The organism is Vibrio sp. L5-1 (assembly GCF_021728315.1).
Lineage (GTDB): Bacteria > Pseudomonadota > Gammaproteobacteria > Enterobacterales > Vibrionaceae > Vibrio > Vibrio splendidus_K.
The window spans coordinates 22,816-42,680 of sequence record NZ_JAKKCQ010000011.1; the positions used below are offsets into that span (position 1 = coordinate 22,816).

Annotated in this window: 17 protein-coding genes; 7 read left to right on the plus strand and 10 right to left on the minus strand. The window is 44.5% G+C overall.

The annotated features are described in order from the left end of the window. Positions 1-45: 45 nt before the first annotated feature. Positions 46-1,161 carry an anhydro-N-acetylmuramic acid kinase gene (locus tag L3V35_RS23115; protein WP_237300708.1) on the plus strand — a complete coding sequence of 372 codons (1,116 nt, stop codon included), beginning with the start codon at positions 46-48 and terminating at the stop codon, positions 1,159-1,161. Positions 1,162-1,244: 83 nt separating this feature from the next. Beyond that, positions 1,245-2,165, plus strand: a complete 921-nt coding sequence (gene murQ, locus L3V35_RS23120) for an N-acetylmuramic acid 6-phosphate etherase (protein ID WP_146457881.1) — start codon at positions 1,245-1,247, stop codon at positions 2,163-2,165. Positions 2,166-2,274: 109 nt separating this feature from the next. Here murQ and L3V35_RS23125 read toward each other — a convergent pair whose 3' ends face one another. Continuing rightward, entirely contained in the window at positions 2,275-2,625 is a 351-nt protein-coding gene (locus tag L3V35_RS23125) for a DUF2799 domain-containing protein (protein ID WP_017091341.1), read from the minus strand. 252 nt (positions 2,626-2,877) lie between these two features. Between L3V35_RS23125 and L3V35_RS23130 the strand changes: the two genes are divergently transcribed. The 3 genes from L3V35_RS23130 to btsR all read left to right on the plus strand — a co-directional run bounded on the left by L3V35_RS23130 (position 2,878) and on the right by btsR (position 7,160). Then, entirely contained in the window at positions 2,878-4,368 is a 1,491-nt protein-coding gene (locus tag L3V35_RS23130) for a carbon starvation protein A (RefSeq protein ID WP_237300709.1), read from the plus strand. A gap of 284 nt (positions 4,369-4,652) precedes the next feature. Then, the gene (locus L3V35_RS23135; RefSeq protein ID WP_114632993.1) at positions 4,653-6,323 is read left to right on the plus strand and encodes a sensor histidine kinase; all 1,671 of its coding nucleotides are present in this window, start codon (positions 4,653-4,655) and stop codon (positions 6,321-6,323) included. A 105-nt stretch (positions 6,324-6,428) separates the two neighbouring features. Further along, positions 6,429-7,160: a two-component system response regulator BtsR gene (gene btsR / locus L3V35_RS23140; RefSeq protein ID WP_237300710.1), complete on the plus strand. Its 732-nt coding sequence runs from the start codon at positions 6,429-6,431 to the stop codon at positions 7,158-7,160. Positions 7,161-7,284: 124 nt separating this feature from the next. On the opposite strand, the gene ispH is transcribed toward btsR, so the two are convergent. The 6 genes from ispH to murJ form a co-directional block, all read right to left on the minus strand. Then, on the minus strand, positions 7,285-8,241 hold the full coding sequence (gene ispH / locus L3V35_RS23145; protein ID WP_029222310.1) for a 4-hydroxy-3-methylbut-2-enyl diphosphate reductase: 957 nt from the start codon (positions 8,239-8,241) through the stop codon (positions 7,285-7,287). Between the two features lie 176 nt (positions 8,242-8,417). Then, complete coding sequence (gene fkpB, locus L3V35_RS23150) at positions 8,418-8,849, minus strand: FKBP-type peptidyl-prolyl cis-trans isomerase (RefSeq protein ID WP_146457888.1); 432 nt, start codon at positions 8,847-8,849, stop codon at positions 8,418-8,420. 194 nt (positions 8,850-9,043) lie between these two features. Beyond that, entirely contained in the window at positions 9,044-9,544 is a 501-nt protein-coding gene (gene lspA, locus L3V35_RS23155; RefSeq protein ID WP_004735054.1) for a signal peptidase II, read from the minus strand. Positions 9,545-9,704: 160 nt separating this feature from the next. Beyond that, the gene (ileS, locus tag L3V35_RS23160) at positions 9,705-12,563 is read right to left on the minus strand and encodes an isoleucine--tRNA ligase (RefSeq protein WP_004735055.1); all 2,859 of its coding nucleotides are present in this window, start codon (positions 12,561-12,563) and stop codon (positions 9,705-9,707) included. Between the two features lie 63 nt (positions 12,564-12,626). Next, positions 12,627-13,562 carry a bifunctional riboflavin kinase/FAD synthetase gene (gene ribF, locus L3V35_RS23165; RefSeq protein ID WP_017077722.1) on the minus strand — a complete coding sequence of 312 codons (936 nt, stop codon included), beginning with the start codon at positions 13,560-13,562 and terminating at the stop codon, positions 12,627-12,629. A 70-nt stretch (positions 13,563-13,632) separates the two neighbouring features. Continuing rightward, a complete protein-coding gene (murJ, locus tag L3V35_RS23170) occupies positions 13,633-15,195 on the minus strand; it encodes a murein biosynthesis integral membrane protein MurJ (RefSeq protein ID WP_065207270.1) in 1,563 nt (520 codons plus the stop codon). 251 nt (positions 15,196-15,446) lie between these two features. Between murJ and rpsT the strand changes: the two genes are divergently transcribed. Next, positions 15,447-15,707: a 30S ribosomal protein S20 gene (gene rpsT / locus L3V35_RS23175; RefSeq protein WP_012603273.1), complete on the plus strand. Its 261-nt coding sequence runs from the start codon at positions 15,447-15,449 to the stop codon at positions 15,705-15,707. Between the two features lie 461 nt (positions 15,708-16,168). Here rpsT and L3V35_RS23180 read toward each other — a convergent pair whose 3' ends face one another. Continuing rightward, positions 16,169-16,462: a metalloregulator ArsR/SmtB family transcription factor gene (locus L3V35_RS23180; protein ID WP_004735028.1), complete on the minus strand. Its 294-nt coding sequence runs from the start codon at positions 16,460-16,462 to the stop codon at positions 16,169-16,171. 99 nt (positions 16,463-16,561) lie between these two features. Next, complete coding sequence (nhaR, locus tag L3V35_RS23185) at positions 16,562-17,452, minus strand: transcriptional activator NhaR (protein WP_004735027.1); 891 nt, start codon at positions 17,450-17,452, stop codon at positions 16,562-16,564. Positions 17,453-17,842: 390 nt separating this feature from the next. On the opposite strand from nhaR, the gene L3V35_RS23190 reads away from it, so the two are divergent. Beyond that, positions 17,843-18,988, plus strand: a complete 1,146-nt coding sequence (locus tag L3V35_RS23190; RefSeq protein ID WP_004735026.1) for a Na/Pi symporter — start codon at positions 17,843-17,845, stop codon at positions 18,986-18,988. A gap of 316 nt (positions 18,989-19,304) precedes the next feature. Here the strand turns inward: L3V35_RS23190 and L3V35_RS23195 are convergent, their stop codons facing one another. Next, positions 19,305-19,781, minus strand: a complete 477-nt coding sequence (locus L3V35_RS23195; RefSeq protein WP_237300711.1) for a hypothetical protein — start codon at positions 19,779-19,781, stop codon at positions 19,305-19,307. Between the last annotated feature and the right edge of the window lie 84 nt (positions 19,782-19,865).

Sequence of the window (19,865 nt, forward strand, 5' to 3'; positions counted from 1 at the left end):
ACCAATCTGTGGAAGACTTTAAGAATGCAGGGCAAGAGCTTAGGAATGGATCATAAAGAACTGTATATCGGTGTGATGTCGGGAACGAGTATGGACGGCGTTGATACAGCGTTAGTCTCGATTGAAGACGAGAGCATTACATTACTCGCTCATGATGAGTTCCCTATGCCAGAGGATATCAAAGCGCGTTTGCTTGAAGTTTGTATTGGTCAGAAAACGGATTTGATTGCCATTGGCGAACTCGACCACCAGCTTGGTCATCTATTTGCTGATGCCGTTCTGCAACTTCTCGACAAGTCAGGCACGCCTGCATCTTCTGTGACTGCGATTGGTAACCATGGCCAAACAGTATTCCACCAGCCAACCGGTGATTCGCCATTTACCATGCAGTTGGGTGACGCCAATATCATTGCCGCTAAAACACAGATTCAAACAGTCGCAGATTTCAGACGCAAAGACATGGCGCTTGGCGGACAAGGTGCGCCATTAGTACCAGCGTTTCACCATACGATTTTTCACCCGCGAGACAGCTCGGTTGTGGTGTTGAACATTGGTGGAATCTCGAATATTTCAGTGCTGCGCCCGAATCAGCCTACTCTTGGTTATGATACTGGCCCGGGCAATATGTTGATGGACGCTTGGGTAGATAAACACACGGGTGAGAAGTTTGACCGTGATGCGCTGTTCGCGCTAAAAGGCCAACTAAGTCCAGCTTTACTCGAACAGCTGTTGAACGAATCTTATCTATCTCAAATGCCACCGAAAAGCACTGGTAGAGAACTGTTCAACCTACCTTGGCTAGAACAACAGTTAACAGAATTTAAAGATCTTGCGGCAGAAGATGTTCAGCGCACGCTTTGTGAATACACCGCATTAACGATAGCCAATGAAGTAGAAACTTATCGCTTGGGTAACCAACCTGCACTGTATGTGTGTGGCGGTGGTACGAGAAATCCATTGTTGATGAAGAGACTGTCTGAACTGCTTCTTAGCTGGGAGGTTGAGTCGACGACCAGTAAAGGCGTTGATGCCGATTACATGGAAGCCATGGCCTTTGCGTGGCTTGCTCAACGTCATATTCATCAACTGCCAAGCAATTTACCGGAAGTGACTGGCGCAAGCAGAGCGGCCTCTCTAGGCGTTCTATATCGTGCAGATTAACTTGATAGCCGTGCTGACTTAGTAACAATACTGACTTCGCGGTGCTGTCTAAACAATTTTAGAACCATCATTTAAGGATCACTATGAGTAACGACGCTCTCATATCAGCGCTCTCGCACCTCGTTTCGGAGGGGAGAAACCCTGATACTATGGATATTGATCTGCTCACCTCTCTCGAAGTGGTTGAAAAGATTAATCAACAAGATAAGCAAGTCCCACTGGCAATCGAAGTAGAGCTGCCACAGATAGCTCAAGCCGTTGATAAAATCGCTCACGCCTTTCAACATGGTGGCCGATTGATTTACATGGGCGCAGGAACCAGTGGTCGATTGGGCGTGTTAGATGCCTCAGAATGCCCTCCGACTTTCGGCGTTTCAGACAAGATGGTTATCGGTCTCATCGCTGGCGGACCAGAGGCGATTTTAAAAGCCAAAGAAGGTGCGGAAGACTCGCTGACTCTCGGAATTGAAGATCTCAAAGCGATTCAGTTTTCAGAAAATGATGTCGTGGTAGGCATCGCTGCTAGTGGCCGTACACCTTACGTAATTGGCGCACTCAACTACGCAAATCAAATAGGAGCAGTAACGGTTGCGCTGTCTTGTAATCCTGGCTCTCCGATTGCTGAGATTGCTCAAATAGCGATAAGCCCAGTGGTTGGCCCGGAAGCATTGACTGGCTCAACACGCCTCAAATCAGGTACGGCGCAAAAATTAGTGCTAAATATGCTAACGACTGCCAGCATGATTCGTATCGGTAAGAGCTACCAAAATCTGATGGTCGACGTAAAAGCAACCAATGAAAAATTGGTTGCCCGCGCTGCTCGTATCGTTATCCAAGCGACGGAGTGTGATAAAGCCCTTGCTGTTTCGACACTTAAAACCACCGATTATGATGTAAAACTGTCTATTTTGATGATTCTGACAGGGCTAGATTTAGAATCAGCTAAGGCTCAGCTTGATCAACAAAATGGTTTCTTGAGAAAAGCGGTCGAGAATAATCAGTAATCTTAATTTGGTTTGTAGCTTCTCATTTAGACAGCTACTTTAACGACATACAAAAAGACCAGTACACATGCGGCACTGGTCTTTTTATTTTCTAATCGCTAGTTTGAGCTTAGTAGTCGTTAGAAAACTCATCCCAGCCGCGCTGCCATTCCATACGGAAACGTTGAGCGTCTTCCGTACCTGAACAAACGCCTTCATAAACCTGGCCAGATAAGCCAATTTGATAAGCATGGTTTGGGTTGCAGTATTCAGCAACACCTAGATAGTAACCTTTGCTGTAGCTTGATTGGTCTACCGTTCCAAGCTTAGTCATCTCTTGGTAAGAACGTTGAGTATTACCTTTGATACCGTCACGATAGCCAATCTCTTGCCAATTGCCTTCGGCCGCTAAATCTTGAACATTGGCGCTGCATCCTGCAAGGCTAAATGCCACGGCAAATAGTGCTATTATTTTTTTCATTTCAATCCTTTATATTGTTACTTCACCACTTCCTGACGAAGCGCTGCCATTGTGGCGATTCTCCGCTGAACACGTACTGATGTCCACTCATTGTCTATTGTTGTCCTCTTAAGCAAGAGAACAAACCGCTCAATCAGTTATAACACCACTTAATTAGCTATTCGACCACTCACTCTCATAGCGGAAGTTTCTTCTCATACACTCCTTTAATATACACCCTGACTTAATTAATACATTCAGGGATAACAAATTATGATGTGGTTTCTTACCTGTGTTGCAGCACTCATTGGTGGCTACTTTATTTACGGTGCCTTTATCGAGAAGATCTTCGGTATCAATGAACAGCGTCAAACACCAGCTCATACTAAGCAAGACGGCGTGGACTTCGTTCCAATGTCGACGCCAAAGGTTTACCTAGTTCAACTGCTTAACATTGCAGGTGTAGGTCCAATCTTCGGCCCTATCATGGGTGCCCTTTACGGCCCAGCAGCAATGCTTTGGATTGTACTAGGTTGTATCTTCGCAGGTGCAGTACACGACTACTTCTCAGGTATGTTATCTATCCGTAATGGCGGTGCTTCGGTTCCAACCATCACTGGACGTTACCTAGGCAATGGCGCAAAACACTTTATGAACATCTTTGCCATTGTTCTACTGCTTCTTGTTGGTGTGGTATTCGTTTCTGCTCCAGCAGGCATGATCACTAACCTAGTGAACGACCAAACTGATTTCGTAATGTCTACGAGCACCATGGTTGTCATCATCTTTGCTTACTACATCATCGCAACGATTGTCCCTGTCGATAAAATCATTGGTCGCTTCTACCCACTGTTCGGTGCACTGCTTATCTTTATGTCTGTTGGCCTAATCACTGCGATTGGTCTATCTGACGAGCACCAAATCATGGGTGGCTTCGAGATGAAAGACATGTTCACTAACATGAACCCTAACGATCTACCGCTTTGGCCAGCTCTATTCATCACCATCGCTTGTGGTGCTATCTCTGGCTTCCACGCAACTCAGTCTCCACTAATGGCGCGTTGCATGGAAAACGAGAAAAATGGTCGCTTCGTATTCTACGGTGCAATGATTGGTGAAGGCATCATCGCTCTAATCTGGTGTGCGCTTGCTCTGTCATTCTTCGGTTCAGTTGAGTCTTTGTCTGACGCGATTGCAAACGGCGGCCCTGGTAACGTGGTATACAGCGCTTCATTTGGCCTACTGGGTGTATTTGGCGGTATCCTTGCTTTCCTTGGCGTGGTTATCCTACCTATCACTTCTGGTGATACAGCGTTCCGTTCAAGCCGTCTTATCCTTGCTGAATACTTCAACATGGAACAGAAGACACTGCGTAACCGCCTACTGATGGCTCTACCACTGTTCGTTATCGGTGGCATCCTGACTCAAGTAGACTTCGGCATCATCTGGCGCTACTTCGGTTTTGCTAACCAATCAACAGCAGTCATGATGCTATGGACAGCTTCAGCTTACCTACTTCGTCACAATAAACTGCACTGGGTAACAACGGTTCCAGCTGTGTTCATGACATCTGTATGTATCACATTCATCCTGAACAACAGCCAACTGGGCTTCGGTCTACCAATGCAGCTTTCAACCATCATCGGCGTAGTGAGTGCATTCGGAATTGCGGCTTACGTTATCAAAATTTCAAAAGGCAAAGGCGATATCGACCTTGCTGATGAAGAAGAAAAAGAAGCAAAAGGCGTCACCAAAACCGCCTAGTTCTTTCAGACTCTTGAGAACAAGAGACACGTCTTCATAGAGAGACGAAAGAACAAGCCAAACACACTTCGCTTGCTCCCGTAATCACCCAGTGATTCGTGGAAATTAAGACTAAAGCCCGTCCTCTGTGATGGGCTTTACTGTATCTCAGCATTAGTACATCAATATTGGTATCTCCACCTGACAAGCAATCGTCACTCGATATAACCAACGAAAACACAAGCAAAGCTACCGTTACCACGCAATGAGCTTTACACTTAACCAGCGTCTCAATAGGTGAAAATATGGAACTCATTCTCTCTCTGCTGCAACAAACCTGTGTTTACTTAGTAATTGCTTACATGCTAAGTAAAACTCCACTGATTCTCCCTTTGTTGAGCATCTCTTCACGCTTAAGTCATAAAGTCAGCTGTTATGTTCTGTTTTCTCTGTTCTGTATTATGGGCACCTATTTTGGACTGCAGATTAATGACGCGATAGCCAATACGCGCGCGATGGGTGCGGTCATGGGTGGTCTATTTGGCGGCCCTGTCGTTGGCTTTGCCGTCGGCTTTACTGGCGGTATTCACCGTTACTCATTAGGCGGATTCACAGACTTGGCTTGTGCTATTTCCACCACAGCTGAAGGCTTGATTGGCGGCCTATTGCACGTTTATCTCGTCAGAAAGAACAAAGCGAGCCAGCTGTTTAATCCATTGGTGGTTTTCTCTGTTACCTTGTTTGCAGAGATTATTCAAATGCTAATTCTGTTAGCGGTCGCGAAACCATTCGAGCAGTCCTACGCTCTGGTTTCTGATATTGCCGCGCCAATGATCATTGCTAACTCGGTCGGTGCGGCGCTGTTCATGAGCATCATCCAAGATCGGAAAACCATCTTCGAGAAGTATTCGGCAACTTTCTCACGCCGCGCATTAACCATCGCCGAGCGTTCAGTGGGTATTTTGCATGGTGGATTCAATTCGGATAATGCGCAAAAAATCGTGCGTATCATTTACGAAGAGACCAACGTTGGTGCGGTGGCAATCACCGACCGAGAAAAAATCCTAGCGTTCATCGGCATTGGTGATGAACACCATATTCCGAACACCCCTATTTCATCGCAGAGCACGCTCACTTCGATGGAACAGAACGACATCATCTACCTTGATGGCAAAGAGAATCCATACCAATGCTCCCTTTCGCAGGATTGTAAGTTAGGCTCCGCGCTAATTATCCCGTTAAGAGCAGGAAACGAAGTCATCGGAACCATCAAACTGTATGAACCAAAGTTGAAACTATTCTCGACCATCAATATGTCGATGGGTGAAGGTATCGCTCAGCTGCTGTCGAGCCAGATCCTGTTTAGTAATTATCAACAACAGCAAACGCTACTTACCCAAGCAGAAATAAAACTGCTGCACGCTCAAGTGAACCCACATTTCTTGTTCAATGCGCTTAACACCATCAGCGCAGTGACACGTCGCGACCCAGATAAAGCTCGGGAGCTAATTCAGCATCTGTCTCACTTCTTTAGAAGTAACCTGAAGCAGAACATCAACACTGTAAAACTCAAAGATGAACTGGCACACGTGAATGCGTATCTAACCATAGAGAAAGCACGCTTTACCGATCGATTAGAAGTGGAATGGGATATCGACCCACAACTGTACGAGTCGCAACTGCCAAGCTTTACCCTGCAGCCACTGGTTGAAAACGCCATCAAACATGGGATTTCTAACATGCTGGAAGGCGGCCAAGTGAAGATCTATAGCGAAGCCTTCGAGGGTGGATTTAAGCTGATCGTGGAAGACAATGCAGGCAACTATCAAAAGCCTTCTCAAGACCATGTCGGTTTAGGGATGGAAATTGTTGATAAACGACTCACTAATTTCTTTGGACAAGATTCAGCACTAAAAATAGAATCTCAACCACAGCAATTCACTCGAATGAGCTTTATCATACCTATACTAAAATAAAGGTATTTTCGGAGACGAATCGCTCCGAGTTGAAACATTTAGAAGCAGACATTTAAAAGATAAGCGTGAATCAAGCAGGGATAGAACCAAGATGAAGATTGTAGGATGTTAAAGGCATTAGTTGTCGATGATGAGCTTTTTGCTCGCGAAGAACTGATTGAACTACTGACCGAAACAGGAGAAGTGGAAATCATCGGCCAAGCAAGTAACGCGATCGAAGGACTTAAACAGATCAATCTGCTTAAGCCTGACGTGGTGTATTTGGATATCCAAATGCCGCAGGTTACCGGGATTGAACTGTTAAGCATGCTTGATCCAGACACGATGCCTTACGTGGTATTCGTGACCGCCTACGACCAATATGCGATCCAAGCGTTCGAGGATAATGCTTTTGACTACCTACTTAAGCCAGTTGAACCCTGTCGATTAAACAAGAGCGTTTGTCGTCTTAACAAGGTCATAAAACAAAACCAGAAAACACCGGAACAAGATATCTCTGCGATTGCTCCCTGTCACTTAGAGCAAATCCCGTGCATCGGCCATAACCGTATTGTAATCATGGCAAGCCAAACGGTCGAGTGTGCTTATTCCGATATCAGTGGTGTTCATGTTCGTAGCTCATCACAAACAGCAACATCGCAGTTAACCCTAAAGATCTTGGAAGAAAAAACCGACTTAATCCGCTGTCATCGACAATACTTGATCAACATAAAATCGATCCAAGAGATCAAACTGTTAGAGAATGGGTTAGCGGAGATCATCACGCTGACCGGTTTTGAAGTGCCTGTCAGTCGTCGCTATCTAAAAGCCTTAAAAGAGCAGCTCGGTCTCCAGTAACCCGTTAGAAATTCGACGCCTTGTTCTAAAGCGCGATCAAAAAAGCCAACGCATCAACGTTGGCTTCCTGCTGTTTACAAATCAATAGTGTTTGCGAATCGATCTTGTCACACATCAATAGTGATTAGTCGACTTGCTTAATCTGCAGCTCTTTCGGTACTTCGAAGAACATGTTCTCTTCACGACCTTGAATCTCCTCAACCTCGGTAGCACCCAGCTCACGAATACGATCTAAGATTTGGTTTACCAACTCTTCAGGAGCAGAAGCACCGGCTGTTACACCGATTTTCTTTTTTCCTTCAACCCATTCAGTTTGAATGTCTTCAGGGCAGTCTGTTAGATAACCTGGCGTACCGAGCTTCTCAGCTAGCTCTTTTAAACGAGTTGAGTTCGATGAGTTCTTAGAACCAACAACTATCACCACATCAACATCACCGGCCATCTCACGAATTGCGTCCTGACGGTTTTGAGTCGCGTAGCAGATGTCGTCTTTACGTGGGCCTTGGATCTCAGGGAACACTCGACGCAGCTCTTCAATCACGTCTGCAGTTTCATCAACTGACAACGTGGTTTGGCTAACGTAATGCAGGTTACTTGGATCATTCACCACTAGGTTCTGTACGTCCTCTGGTTTCTCAACCAAGTACATTCCACCTGTTTGGCTAGCGTACTGACCCATGGTGCCTTCCACTTCTGGGTGACCCGCGTGACCAATCAGAACCACTTCCATATGCTTGCGGCTCGCACGAGCAACTTCCATATGGACTTTGGTTACCAAAGGACACGTTGCATCAAATACGGTGAGTTCGCGCTCTTTCGCTTCTTTACGAACGGCTTGAGAAACACCGTGAGCAGAGAAGATCACGATGTTATCGTCTGGCACTTCACTTAACTCTTCGACAAAAATAGCACCACGTTGCTTTAGCCCTTCAACAACAAAGCGGTTGTGTACCACTTCATGACGAACATAGATCGGTGGCTGGTACATTTCGAGTGCACGCTCAACAATACTGATCGCACGATCGACACCGGCACAAAAGCCACGAGGGTTAGCTAACATTATTTTCATTTCATTGCTCATCATTTACCGCGGTACTAAGGTTGCTTCTATAGAGTTCGCTGTCAGCGAGGCTCGCATTCTACAGTGAAGCGCCTAGACAGTGAAGCTCTGGGTTACATCACAGCTGTAAGGTGATGTTATTCAACCGTCAAGATAGCGATTCTAACGCTAAGATAGTTAGTCCACCGCTAAAATAGTTAATCCACCGCTAAGATGTTGACGTCAAACGTAACGTCTTGGCCTGCTAGTGGGTGATTAAAATCAACGGTCACTGAATCACCTGCAATATCAGTGATAATACCCGGGATCTCCATACCGTCAGGACCTGAGAAAGCCATGATAGTACCGACTTCAACATCAGTACCACCAGCAAACTTCGCTTTATCCATGTGGTGGATATGGTCTGGGTTAGGCATACCAAACGCATCTTGTGCTTTCAGTTCGATAGACTTTTCCGTCCCAGCTTCAAGCCCAAGCAAACACGCTTCGAAGTTTTCGCTTAGGCTACCATCACCCATAACGAACTTAGCGGGCTTGCCCATATTTTCGGTGCTATCGGCAACTGAACCATCCTTCATTTTAATCGTAAAATGTAGAGTTACTGCTGAATCATTTTTAATTGCTGCCACGTTACTTTCCTTAGATTTCTTTATTATTTGAGGATGCGCTGTGCTTTGCTTCCTTGTTGACTGAAGCATAAAAAAAAGCGCCGTCGGAATCAACCGACAGCGCTTAGGGCTATTCTATTCTGTGAGTCATAGACTGACTTTAGGGCAATCTATTTAAAAGCGATTTACTTAATACTCATTAATGCTTGAGTCGCCTATTTACTTTCATCTTTCTTGCGAAAGCCATCTAAGATAATCATCGCAGCACCGATACAGATCCCCATATCAGCCAAGTTGAATGCAGGCCAATGGTAAGTACCCCAGTAGAAATCTAAGTAATCGACAACAAAGCCGTGTACTACTCGGTCAAATACGTTACCTACCGCGCCACCAATGATGATCGCATAAGCAATGTTATTCCACTTCTCTGCTGCAGGTAGTTTACTCATCCAGTATGTCAGCATGCCAGTTACCGCAAAGGCGATACCAGTAAATAACCAACGCTGCCAGCCACTCTGATCGCTCAGAAAGCTAAATGCTGCACCATAATTATGGACATACAAAAAGTTAAAGAATGGCAACACCTCAATACGGTTTGCCCAGCCATAACCCATATTGTCCATAACGAATAGTTTGATGCCAATATCTGCAAGGAAGACCAACAGAGCCAGCCATAACCAACGCACACCAGATTGTTTTAACGAAACTTCACTCATTTCTATTCCTAGTATTTACGAAGCCAGTACCCATTTAATCATCCTGTTTAAGGGATGATGAGCACTCAACTCGGTTAAACACATTTCCTATAATTAAAAATAACCCCAGTTGATACTGGGGCTATGATTTTTACAAAAAGTTCAGTCTTTCTCTGAGTCGTTATGCGTATTTACGCACTTCGCCTTCACCGTCGATGTTCGACACACAACGACCACAAATTTTCTCGTGACCTTCGATTGTGCCTACATCTGGAGTGTGGTGCCAGCAACGGTCACACTTCTCAGCTTCAGTTGCTGCAACTTCAACGTATAGGCCTGCAACGTCTGTCGCTTGAGCTGTATCAGACTTATCGCTAAGTGGCTTAACAACAGCAGCAGAAGTGATAAGTACGAAACGTAGCTCATCTTCTAGCTTGTTGATTTTAGCCGCTAGTGCATCGTCAGCGTATAGAGTCACTTCAGCCTGCAATGCACCACCGATCGTTTTCTCTTTACGAGCATCTTCAAGAAGCTTGTTCACTGCGCCACGAACTGACTGGATTTCAGTCCAGAATTCGTTGCTTAGCTCTTCGTCATCAGCAAGACCAAATAGGCCTTCGAACCACTCGCCAGTGAATACAAACGTGTCGCGTTCGCCAGGCATCTCGTTCCAGATTTCATCTGCAGTGAACGACATGATAGGCGCCATCCAACGAACTAGAGCTTCTACAATGTAGTAAAGCGCCGTTTGACAGCTACGTTGAGCATGGCTGCCCTGTTTCGCTGTGTACTGACGGTCTTTAATTACGTCTAGGTAGAAAGAACCCATTTCGATAGAACAGAACTGCATTAGACGTTGAGTCACACCGTGAGTGTTGTACTCACCGTATGCTTTAACAATCTCTTCTTGTGCAGCTTGAGCACGGCCAACAGCCCAGCGATCAAGTGCTACCATTTCTTCAGCAGGTACTAGGTCAGTTTCAGGGTTGAAACCGTTCAAGTTCGCTAGGAAGAAACGAGCCGTGTTACGAATACGACGGTATGCATCAGCTGAACGCTTAAGGATCTCGTCAGAAACCGCAACTTCGTTAGTGTAATCCGTAGAAGCAACCCATAGACGTAGGATATCTGCGCCTAGCTTGTTGGTTACATCTTTAGGAGCAACAACGTTACCGATAGATTTAGACATCTTACGGCCGTTACCATCAACCACGAAACCGTGCGTTAGCACTTGCTTGTATGGTGCTTCGTCTTTCATCGCGATAGATGAAATCAAAGATGACTGGAACCAGCCACGGTGTTGGTCAGAGCCTTCAAGGTAAAGATCAGCACTGTGCGTTCTTTCTTCATTCGGGAAGTTGTACTCTTCACGTGAATCTACAACAGAGAAGTGCGTTACACCTGAGTCAAACCATACGTCTAGCGTATCAAGTACTTTCTCGTACTTGTCAGCGTCTTCAGCACCCATCAGTTCAGCAGCATCTACATCCCACCAAGCTTGAATGCCTTTTTCTTCCACAAGCTTCGCTACTTTTTCAATAAGAGCCGGGCTATCTGGGTGAAGTTCTGATGTTTCTTTATGAACGAACAGAGCAATTGGCACACCCCAAGTACGTTGACGAGAGATACACCACTCAGGGCGACCTTCGATCATACCTTCGATACGGCTTTGACCCCATTCTGGCATCCATTCAACACTCTTCGTTGACTCAAGTGCTTTTGCACGTAGGCCAGCTTGATCCATAGAGATGAACCACTGCGGTGTTGCACGGAAGATGATTGGAGTTTTATGTCTCCAACAGTGTGGGTAGCTGTGCTCGTAAGCGTGGTGATGCAGTAGTGCACCTTTCTCTTTTAGAACTTCTAAAACAGAATCGTTCGCTTTAAATACATGCTGACCAGCAAATAGCTCAGTATCTGGCAGGTAAACGCCGTTTGAGCCTACTGGGTTAGCGATTTCTAGGTCGTACTTCTTACCAACCACGAAATCCTCTTGACCATGACCAGGCGCAGTGTGAACCACACCAGTACCTGAATCCGTTGTAACGTGGTCGCCAAGAACAGCAGGAACAGTAAAGTCGTAGAACGGGTGATTGAACTGAGAAAGCTCAAGATCAGCACCAGTCGCAAAACCAAGGTTATGGAAGTGCTCGATACCTGTACGATCCATTACGTCTTTTGCTAGTTCAGAAGCAACAACGATACGTTGAGCTGGCTGTTCGCCATTCGCTTCAACTTGGATAAGTACGTACTCAAGATCATCACGTAGACATACTGCGCGGTTAGCCGGCAGAGTCCATGGCGTTGTCGTCCAGATAACGATAGAGATTTCGCCCTGACCCGCGTGACCTTCAGCTAGAGTAAATTTCTCTAGAAGCGCCGCTTCGTCAGCTGCTGTAAATTTCACATCGATAGATGGAGAAACTTTATCTTTATATTCAACTTCAGCTTCAGCCAAAGCAGAACCACAGTCAGTACACCAGTGAACTGGTTTGAAACCTTTAAGAAGGTGACCTTTGTCTGCGATTTTGCCTAGAGAACGAATGATGTTCGCTTCAGTGCCGAAATCCATAGTGCGGTAAGGTTTATCCCACTCGCCCATGATACCAAGACGTTTGAAGCTCTCTTTCTGACCTTCAACTTGGCCCGCAGCGTACTTACGACACTCTTCGCGGAATTCAGCAGCTGAAATCTTCTGACCAGGCTTACCTTTCTTCTTCTCAACCATTAACTCGATTGGAAGACCGTGACAGTCCCAACCTGGGATGTACGGTGCATCAAAACCAGAAAGGGTCTTAGATTTGATAATAATGTCTTTAAGAATCTTATTCAGCGCGTGGCCAATGTGAATGTCGCCGTTCGCGTATGGAGGGCCATCATGCAGCACGAAAGATTTTTTACCTTTCTTTGCCTTACGGATTTCGCCGTAAAGATCTTCTTTGTACCAACGCTTCAGCATTTCTGGTTCACGATTTGCCAGATTGCCGCGCATTGGGAACCCTGTTTCTGGTAAGTTCAGGGTATCTTTATAATCACTCATCGATTCTTAATTCCGTTATATTGGGCGAAGTTAGACATTATGTTAATCGGTGGAATCATCCGACTAATTCTTTAGCTGAAGCAGCCACACCCTTGCGGCTTCAGCATCCAATTCTATTTGATTCTTTAGTGCGTCGAACGATTCAAATTTTATCTCGTCGCGCAGTTTGTGCAAAAGTCGTACTTCTAACTGTTTACCATATAAATTGGCTTTAAAGTCAAAAAAGTGCACTTCTAATTGCTGCCTTACACCATTAACCGTTGGTCGTTGTCCAATATTAGCAACGCCACCGACAGGAACACCGTCGATATCCAATGCTTCAACAACATACACTCCCGATACAGGAGAAACACAACGTTTTAATGGAATGTTAGCGGTAGGGAAACCGATAGTTCTCCCTAGTTTTCGACCATGAGACACACGACCACTAATACTGTAATCACGCCCTAACATGGTAGCACTTGCAGCCAAATCATCGACCGCTAGTGCATTCCGTATCTCAGTGCTGCTTACTCGTAATTGATTTAAGCAATAGCTTTGGGTGCTTACCACCTCAAAACCATATTTTTCGCCCGCTTCTTTAAGCATCGCGAAATTACCTGTTCGACCTTTGCCAAAGCAAAAATCGTCACCAACCACCAAGAATTTCACACCAAGCTTATCAACCAAAAGATCCTTAATGAATGCTTCTGCGGATAAGCTTGCAAAATACTGATTGAAATTCACACACAACAACCGACTGATATCTAGCTTACTCAATTGCACATATTTATCTCGTAAGCGAGTTAAACGTGCTGGCGCTTTACCTCGGGCAAACAGCTCCATAGGCTGTGGTTCAAACGTCATGACAACAGAAGGGAGCCCTAATGCTGCAGCTTGTTTAGAAACCTGACTCAGAACCTCTTGATGTCCTAAATGAACACCATCGAAGTTACCTATGGTTAATACACAGCCATGATGCTGCGCTTTAATATTGTGTATACCTCGGATCAGTTCCATTATGATCAGCTAAAACCTGTTATTTGCATCATTTATTGTGTGAAACCGACGGATTATATACTAATCAGTATTAATCTGTCGCTGCTTTTAAATGTTTTACTCGGATACCTAAAATCAGTACCGAAACAATATAAACAAAGCCACCAAGTCCAATCAAGCCTGTTAATGTCAGCGCTCTCTGGCTAAAGCTCCATTCAAGCCAATGTTGCATATTATCCAACTGCCATAAAATCGCCGCGACCATGACTACGCCAGAGATAATCAATTTGGCACTGAACAACAAGGTTGTCTTAGATAATTGATAGACACCCGCAAGATGCAAACCCCGATATAGCAAGGCCATATTCACAAAGGCAGACAAGGCCGTCGCAATCGCCAAACCAACATAACCATAGAAGTAAGCAAAGATCGCGTTGAACACCATGTTGGTGACCATGGCGATAATACCGTACTTCACAGGGGTTTTAGTATCTTGGCGAGAGTAATAGCCCGGAGCTAACACTTTAATCAGCATGAAGTTAAGCAAACCCGATGCGTAAGCAACCAATGACATTGATGCTTGCTGTACATCATGTGGCGAAAACTCACCACGCATGAAGAGCACCATCAGCATCGGCTTAGCTAACACTATTAGGCCTAACATCGCAGGAATGCCAAGCAGCAACACCATACGCACACCCCAGTCCATTGTGTGCGCAAACCCTTCACCTTGAGCTTCAACGTGTTTACGAGACAAAGCAGGAAGAATGACAGTCGCAATCGCAATACCGAATAGACCTAGTGGGAATTCAAGCAGTCGGTCTGAATAATACAACCAACTGATCGAACCGGTCGCTAGGAAGCTAGCAATAAAGGTATCAAACAATAAGTTAATTTGGCTGACCGATACACCGAACAGAGCTGGGATCATTAGCGTGCGGATCTTTACAACACCCGGATCTCTCCAGCCCCACTTCGGCTTAACCAGAACACCCGCTTTTATCAAGAAAGGCATTTGGAAAAGAAATTGGACTAAACCACCAAGAAACACACCGATTGCCAAGCCAATTTCAGGCTGTTCTAAATTAGGAGCAAGAAACCAAGCACAAGCAATGATCATTACGTTCAAGAAAACAGGTGTAAAAGAGGAGACGGCAAACTTACCTAATGTGTTAAGAATGGCACCAGATAAAGCAACAAAGGTAATAAACCATAAATAAGGAAAGGTAATCTTGAGCATAAAGCTCGCCAGCTCAAATTTAGGGGCTGCTGGGCCGTCATTCAACCAGTCGATAAACCAACCTGCACCAAACATCGCAGTGATCACACCCGAGCCCAAGACTCCGATAACGGTCACTATAGACACTAAAACCCCGAGCGTACCCGACACTTTAGCAATTAAATCTCGTGTCTTATCTTTATCACCTGCGGCGTGATATTCTGTTAATACAGGAACAAACGCTTGAGAAAACGCACCTTCTGCAAAAAGTCGACGTAAGAAATTAGGAATTTTATTAGCGAAGAAAAATACGTCGGCACTCGCTCCTGCTCCCATCAAATTTGCTACTACTACATCACGTACTAGCCCCAACACACGGGAAACAAAAGTCATTGCACTGACAATCAGGCCTGACTTTAATAGTCGTTTACTCACAGAAACCTCTGACACTGGTTGATTACTTTCAAGCAAGGATAAATACTATCCTGTCCTTAGAAGCATAATTATTAGCATTGGTCTAAAAATGCTGTTAGAATCCCCGCCATCTTAACCGCGATGACCTTTCCATACCAAAATTTGTTTTGGCTGAGATTGGTTTTTGCACAAATCATTTGACAATTAAGCGCCTATGAGGGATAGTCCTCGCCCTTAAATTGTCACCGAACTAAGTTTTTGGGAGTTAGACCTTGGCAAACAGTAAATCTGCTAAGAAGCGCGCTATCCAAGCTGAGAAACGTCGCCAGCACAATGCTAGCCGTCGTTCTATGATGCGCACTTACATGAAAAAAACTATTGCAGCTATTGAAGCTGGCAATAAAGAAGCTGCAACTGCTGCTCTTGTAGAAGTTACACCTCTTCTAGACCGCATGGCGACTAAAGGCCTTATTCATAAGAATAAAGCTGCACGTCATAAGTCTCGTTTCGCTGCTGCAATCAAAGCTCTTTAATAGAAATTTGATTACAACGCAAAACGAAAAAAACCGGCCTCGGCCGGTTTTTTTATATCTAAATTTTGAGTAACACAGCGATTTTTCTTACTGAACATTACTTAGCTTACTTAGCTTACTTAGCTTACTTAGCTTACTTAGCTTACTTAGCTTACTTAAAAGTACGTGGTTTGCCGACAGATACCAGCTTACTAAAAGGCATTTGGCTAACTGACACGCATTTGCTGACTAAAAGGCCTATCGTTTACTAAAGGCCTATCGCTGACTACAAGATATATCGCTGACCGATAGACAACTAAGCATATAAAAAAACAGACAACTAGAAAATAAACAGACAAGAAAATAGATAAATAGGTAGGTAGGTAGGTAAATAGATAGGCACTAACATTCGACATGAAATACTGACACTTCCTTGTGTCATTCTATCACTGATAAGAAATCCCCCTCCTACCAGCAATAAGCTACTTGCAGTAAATACCATGCAGTAGGTTAATCATCGCTTTTACTTCTTCACTGCTCAATGTGTAATACACAGTTTGAGCTTCTTTGCGAGTTTCGACCAAACCATCTCTTCTCAACCAAGCAAGATGTTGAGATAAAGCAGACTGACTCAGTTCCAACTTGCCACACAACTCCCCAACTGACAGCTCAGTACCATGTAATAGGCACAAAATCTGTAAGCGACGCTCGTTGGCCATGGCTTTGAGTAGAATCACAGCTTGCGCTGAGTTCTTCTCCATCTCTTTTAAGTTCATAGTTTGGCTCCCTACAACCTTTACACCAACTACGGCTATTAGTATTTCCGGCATATGGTGGCGTTATGATAATCGATATCAATTCATTAACAAACCGCCTCACTCGAACAATTTGCTAAAATCTGCGTCACATACATTTTTTACTGCTGGATGTTGGATCATCCTCTCAGCAAATATGACGTAGTACTCCTCTTTTAACTCTTCAATACCAACCAATAACTGCAGTGATGAATCCTCTTCAACTTCAGACATATAAAGCGTAGGCGCTAAGAAGATAGCGTCATCGTGATAACGAGCAAAGGCCTTCATCAATGCCGCGTCATCAAACTCACCCAAAATATCGGGTTTAAGTCCTTGTCTATCAAACCATTGCAGCACTTTACGTCCCATCGAGGTTCGACTTCCTGGGATCAAAAGCTTTCTTTGCTCTAATACAGCCGGGAAGCTAACACCTTCAACCTTACCCGAACTGAAAAAACTCATTCCACTCTCACCCAACTTCTTACTAAACAGGCCAGGACTTTGACTAGAATCCACCGGACAGTCAGACAAGATCATATCGAGCTTATGTTGAGACAGTTGCTCAAGTAGCATTTCATGGGTCGATTCAAAGCAGCGTAAATGAATACTGTTATCTGGGGGAATAGTCGACATCAGAATCTTGCTGACAAGCCTTTTAGACAGCGCATCTGCAACACCAACATCAAACAGAATATTGGAGTGCTGGCTGTAATTCACGATATCCAACATCTCGTAGCTCAGGCCAAACATACGATCGGAATATTTAAAGACTAGCTGTCCAAGCTCTGTAGGCTCAACACTGCGACCATTGCGCTTGGTCAACTTGCCATCCATACGCTCTTCTAACGCTTTTATCTGACCTGTTACCGTTTGTGGTGTTAGGAATAGAGCTTCTGCTGCTTTAGTAACAGAGCCTTGCTTGCAAACCATCCAGAAGTAATAAAGGTGGTTATAGTTGAGGTGCGACATAGATGTGCCGTAATAAAAGAGTAGATACCCTTGTTATATCAAATATGACACCTTCGCTCAACAAACTCGGAAAAACCTAACCAAACTAGTTATTACCACTTGTTTTTTCGAAGTGTCTGATTTCATAATGTAATATTTCAGCAATTATTTTTAATTTTCCTCTAACTTTTAAGATCTATATCACCTATCAAAAATACAAATAAAACCTAATAAAAACAACAAGTTAAGATAAGATCATTTCAAGACCAAATATTTAAAGGGCAAATCATCACAAAAAAGTCTCACCTAAACCAAAATGTAATATTACTGAAATATTTGTTCTCTAACATCACGCTCAGATTAAACAAACAGACCAAACACAGACTTAAACGGTCCAATGGAGAAAACATTATGAACCAAGCTACTACTGCAGCAGCGCCTATCTCGAGCACAACTCGTTGGCTACGCTGGGCTAACTTGGCATTCATGCTTTACCTACTATTACTTTCAGTTTCAATGGTTGGTACAGGCTTCAAATGGGCAACAGGCGAGCAAGCAAAGGTTCTTTTCGAATTTGCTTCACACCCAGTTGCAGGCTTAATGATTGGTTTAGTGGCAACAGCACTTATTCAATCATCAAGTACAGTTACTTCAATTATCGTTGGCCTTGTGGCAGGTGGTTTACCTGTTGAGCTAGCAATCCCTATGATCATGGGTGCGAACATTGGTACGACAGTAACCAATACGCTAGTTAGCCTTGGTCATGTTCGTTGTAAAGACGAGTTCAAACGTGCATTCGCAAGTGCGACGATTCACGACTTCTTTAACCTATTAGCTGTTGCTATCTTCCTACCACTAGAGATGGCGTTTGGTATTCTAGAGAAGATTTCTCACTGGTTAGTATCACCGATGCTAGCAACAGGTGATATGAGCATGGGTGGTCTTAACTTCATCAAGCCAATCACTAAACCAGTAGTCAGTGCGATTAAAGAGCCACTATCGACATTTGGCGACACTGTTGGCGGTATCATGCTTATCGTTCTAGGTATCGCGACTATCTTCGTAGCTATCACGGTAATGGGTAAGCTAATGAAGAGCCTGATGGTGGGTCGTGCTCGTGAGATTCTAAAGAACGCAATCGGTCGTGGTCCTATCCACGGTATCGCTTCTGGCTCTATCGTTACTATCCTTGTTCAGTCTTCTTCTACGACAACAAGCTTGATGGTTCCACTAGTAGGTTCAGGGGTTCTTAAAGTACGTGACGTTTACCCATTCACTCTGGGTGCAAACATCGGTACGTGTATTACTGCGCTATTAGCAGCGACAGCAGTATCTGGTGAGTTCGCAGTATTCGCACTACAGATTGCTCTAGTACACTTGGTGTTCAACATCATGGCAACGGTATTCATCTTTGGTATTCCGTTCCTACGTGAACTACCAGTAAAAGCCGCTGATATTATTTCTGACATGGCTGTGAAGAATAAATCTGTAGTGGCTGGTTACCTTATTGCGGTATTCCTTGTACTGCCTGGTACCGTGTTAGCACTGACGGCTTAATCGCTAAATAATTAGATAGCTTAACCGCTAACAAGACACATCGCTTATAACAAAGCCCGCAACCTCCTAGGTTGCGGGCTTTTTCTTTTTAAGAGCAGATGAGGGAAGAAAAAAGCAGATACGGGATGCGAGTGAACGAGTAACGAAAAGCCCGTTTTACTCGCATCTATATATCCCGTCATTCCCTACAGCGAGGAACGAGCGTGATAGGGAATCTATCTAACACACAACACTCAGAGATTCCCTACTCCTTCCTTCGTCAGTCTAGGGAATGACAGGGGCTTTTGATCTTCGTATCTCGCATCTAAAAAAACGCTTACTTACCTTGCTCATTACGCAGATACATAATGGCAACCATGCCAAAGCCGATAAATTGCCATAAATACTGCCCATCGCTTGCGCCAGTGATGGTTTGAGTGAAAGCCATACAAGCAGTCACAAACAAAGAAGCGAAAGCAGCATAGAGCAACCACGGACGCTCCTTGCCAGACATGAACTCACCTGCAAGTACCGAACGAAGAACCAGTAAAAACGGCACACATTGCAAAGCAATCAAAATAGGGAACATAAAATCGAATGTTGGACTCAGTAGAGCATGACCGATTTGGCTCTTATCCCAAGTTCCTACAATATAGCCTTTCCAGCCAGCCCAAGTGTCACCTGAATAAGCGGTATCTGGCGTAATAAAGCCAAGCACAACGCCCATCACTTTATCGATAAAGCCATTTTTGAACCAAAAGACGAATAAGAAGATCTGAATTGGAATGATCTGAAAAGCAAACTTCTTCAACATGTGTGTACCCCAAATAATTAATGATTTGGTTACCAGTATGTGGAAGTCGATGTTTTTACGCTTGATGCAAGGCAATCGAGCCTG